The 3,204-nt window shown below is 41.1% G+C and carries 3 protein-coding genes; all 3 read left to right on the top strand.

What is annotated here, in order from left to right; genetic code table 11:
- Positions 1–1,611 (top strand): leucine--tRNA ligase (gene leuS, locus BCG07_RS06655; protein ID WP_286889409.1); only part of this gene is annotated, 1,611 nt, incomplete at its 5' end.
- 1 nt (position 1,612) lies between these two features.
- Positions 1,613–2,104 carry an LPS-assembly lipoprotein LptE gene (locus tag BCG07_RS06660; RefSeq protein ID WP_243533080.1) on the top strand — a complete coding sequence of 164 codons (492 nt, stop codon included), beginning with the start codon at positions 1,613–1,615 and terminating at the stop codon, positions 2,102–2,104.
- Positions 2,104–3,141 (top strand): DNA polymerase III subunit delta, encoded by a 1,038-nt coding sequence (holA, locus tag BCG07_RS06665; protein WP_243533078.1) that lies wholly within the window; start codon positions 2,104–2,106, stop codon positions 3,139–3,141. Before BCG07_RS06660 ends, holA begins: the two co-directional genes overlap by 1 nt.
- Positions 3,142–3,204 lie beyond the last annotated feature (63 nt).

A 3,204-nucleotide genomic window follows, 5' to 3' on the forward strand; every position in this document is an offset into this window, starting at 1 on the left:
CTTATGCATTACGGCTCAGGCGCGGTAATGGCAGTACCTGCACACGACCAACGTGACTTTGAGTTTGCAAATGCATACGGCCTAGATATTAAACAAGTTATTGCGCCTGTTGAAGGCTCAGACTTTGAAGTAAACCTAGCGCAAGAAGCATTCACCGAAAAAGGTGTATTAGTAAACTCTGGCGAATTTGACGGATTAGACTTTTCAGCAGCGTTTAATGCGATTGCCGACAAACTAGAAGCACTAGGCGTGGGTGAGCGTAAAGTAAACTTCCGTTTACGTGACTGGGGTGTTAGCCGCCAACGTTATTGGGGCTCTCCAATTCCAATGCTGAGCGACGAAAACGGCAACGAGCTTGCTGCAACAGAAGATATGTTACCCGTTCGCTTACCAGAAGACGTGGTAATGAATGGTGTAACATCACCAATAAAAGCAGACCCTAATTGGGCTAAAACCACAGTTAACGGCGTACCTGCTACGCACGAAACTGACACCTTCGATACTTTTATGGAATCGTCTTGGTATTACGCACGTTACTGCAGCCCACGTTACGACGAAGGCATGTTAGACCCAGCAGCCGCTAACTATTGGTTACCTGTAAACCAATACATAGGTGGTATTGAACACGCAATTTTACACTTATTGTACTCACGTTTTTTCCATAAACTATTGCGTGACTTTGGTTTAGTAAATTCAGACGAGCCATTTGACCGCTTACTATGTCAAGGCATGGTATTGGCTGAAACGTTCTATCGTAAAGATGAGAAAGGTGGTGATATTTGGATTTCACCAAGCGATGTAGAAACAGAAACTGACGAAAAAGGTCGAGTTACTAAAGCATGGCACAAGGAAGATGGCGAACCAGTATTTTCTTCAGGCATGAGCAAAATGTCTAAGTCTAAAAATAATGGTATAGACCCACAACAAGTAATTGCACAATACGGTGCTGATACAGTGCGTTTATTCATGATGTTTACTGCACCACCAGAACAAACACTTGAATGGTCAGATTCTGGCGTTGAAGGCGCACACCGATTCTTAAAACGTATATGGAAATACGCAGTAGACGTGAAAGCGGCAGGTTACCAAGCACTTGAAAAGTCTGCGCTTACTAACCCACAAAAAGTACTTCGTCGCGAATTACACAAAGCCATTGCAAAGGTAAGTGATGATGTTGAACGTCGTCAAACGTTTAACACGGCGATTGCTGCCATCATGGAGCTGTCTAATAAGTTAATTAAAGCGCCACTTAACGATGCACAAGACATTGCCATTGCAAATGAGGCACTTGAAGCGTTAATTATTATGCTTGCCCCTATTACGCCGCATTTATCTCATGAGTTGTGGGAAGAACTAGGTAAAGACGGTGATATTTTAGATGCAGCATGGCCAATAGTTGACGAATCAGCCTTGGTTGAAGATGAAAAGCTCATCATCGTTCAAGTAAACGGTAAACTTCGCGCTAAACTAACTGTGGCAGCAGATGCAACACAAGAACAAGTAGAAACACTTGCCTTTGCAGAAGCAAACGTAACTAAATTTACTGATGGTAAGACCATTCGTAAAATAATTTACGTGCCAGGTAAACTACTTAACGTGGTTGCTAACTAATATGGCTGTATTTAAGGCCATTAAAAACGGACTAGCCTTAGCGCTAGTCTGTTTTTTGTTATCTAGTTGTGGGTTTCACTTAAAGCAAGCGTCAAGCCTGCCTGATAATCTAAAACTCATTACGCTTATTGGTGATGACGAAAAATCAGCTTTATTTGAACAGCTACAAAAAGAGCTGTTAGCAAGTGAAGTTAAACTTACCTCTTCATCTAAAAACGTAGCGCAGCTGTATTTACGTAAAGAAACCATAGAACGCCAAACGTTGTTGTTATTTAAAAATGGCCAGGTTGCTGAATACGAACTTGCCTATGGCGTTTCATATGTTCTAAAACACCCCAATAAAGATGCTATAGAAAAACGCTTTGAGCTTTATAGAAATTATCAAGACGACCCCGATAACGCACTTGCCAAAGCCAAAGAGCTAGAGCTGCTAATTAACGAAATTCGTAAGCAAGCAAGTCGCCGTATTGTTAGAGAGCTGTCGCAACTGTAATGCGCTGTTACGCTAATCAATTACCTAACGAGTTAAACAAAGGCTTAAAACCTTTTTACCTAGTTTTTGGTGAAGAGCCTTTTCAAGAAGCACAGTGTGTTCAGCTGATACGCGATACCGCCAAATCACAAGGCTTTGATGAAGTCATTAAATTTACTTTAATGCAAGGATTTGATTGGCAAGAAATAATAGCGCAATATCAAAGTATGTCATTATTTAGTGCACGCACTATTATTGAGTTTGATCTAAACCAGCAAAAGCCCGGTGTAATTGGTAGTAATACCTTTAAGCGTGTCGTTGAGCTTGTTAACCCCGACACGATACTAATTATTAAAGGTGCAAAAGCGAGCCAAGAAGTACAACGCGGTGCCTGGTTTAAAGCGCTCGACAAACAAGGTGTATTTGTACCTTGTTACCCACTGACTGGCTCGCACGTCAAACGATGGCTTGATGAGCAATGTCAACGCTTGGCTCTTAACATGCAAAATGATGCCAAATTAAGCCTTATCAATGCTACAGAAGGTAACCTTCTAGCGTGTTATCAGGAACTTGAAAAGCTCTCCTTACTGCATGGCAACGCACTTATTACCCAGCAATTGGTTATGCAAGGGCTATTAAATCAAGCCAAATTTGATATTTTTGATTTAAGCGATGCCTTATTAAATGGTCATGCCAAGCAAGCCATTAAAGTTTTGAACAAACTAGCCAGTGACAACACTGAAGTTGTGAGTATATTATGGGCGATTACAAAAGAGCTCAACACCTTGATGAATGTGCAATTGGGATTGTTAAATGGTGAGCCAATCGCCAGCTTATTTAAACAAAATGCCATTTGGAAAAATCAGCAAGGGCCGGTGCAAAATGCCGTTAATCGCCTAAATATTACTGTACTTGAGCAAATTAATAGTGACATTGCTTTATTTGATGCAAGCTATAAACAAGGCAACTTAATTGCTCCTTATCAGGCACTTGCACATATTTGTATTAAGTTTTGTCAACCGCTCGATATTCCTATGCCGTGTCACAGCCTTAATTAGTTGCTTAACCTGTTGGACAAAAAAATGATTGCTATTTTTGGTGGCACCTTCGACCCCGTTCAT

Origin of the sequence: Pseudoalteromonas sp. ESRF-bin5 (assembly GCF_002632075.1) — a bacterium.
GTDB classification, from domain to species: Bacteria; Pseudomonadota; Gammaproteobacteria; order Enterobacterales; family Alteromonadaceae; genus Pseudoalteromonas; species Pseudoalteromonas marina.

Excerpts from the sequence above, each read along its gene's own strand:
- BCG07_RS06660 (WP_243533080.1), top strand. The coding sequence starts at position 1,613 with ATGGCTGTATTTAAGGCCATTAAAAACGGACTAGCCTTAGCGCTAGTC.
- holA (WP_243533078.1), top strand. The coding sequence starts at position 2,104 with ATGCGCTGTTACGCTAATCAATTACCTAACGAGTTAAACAAAGGCTTA.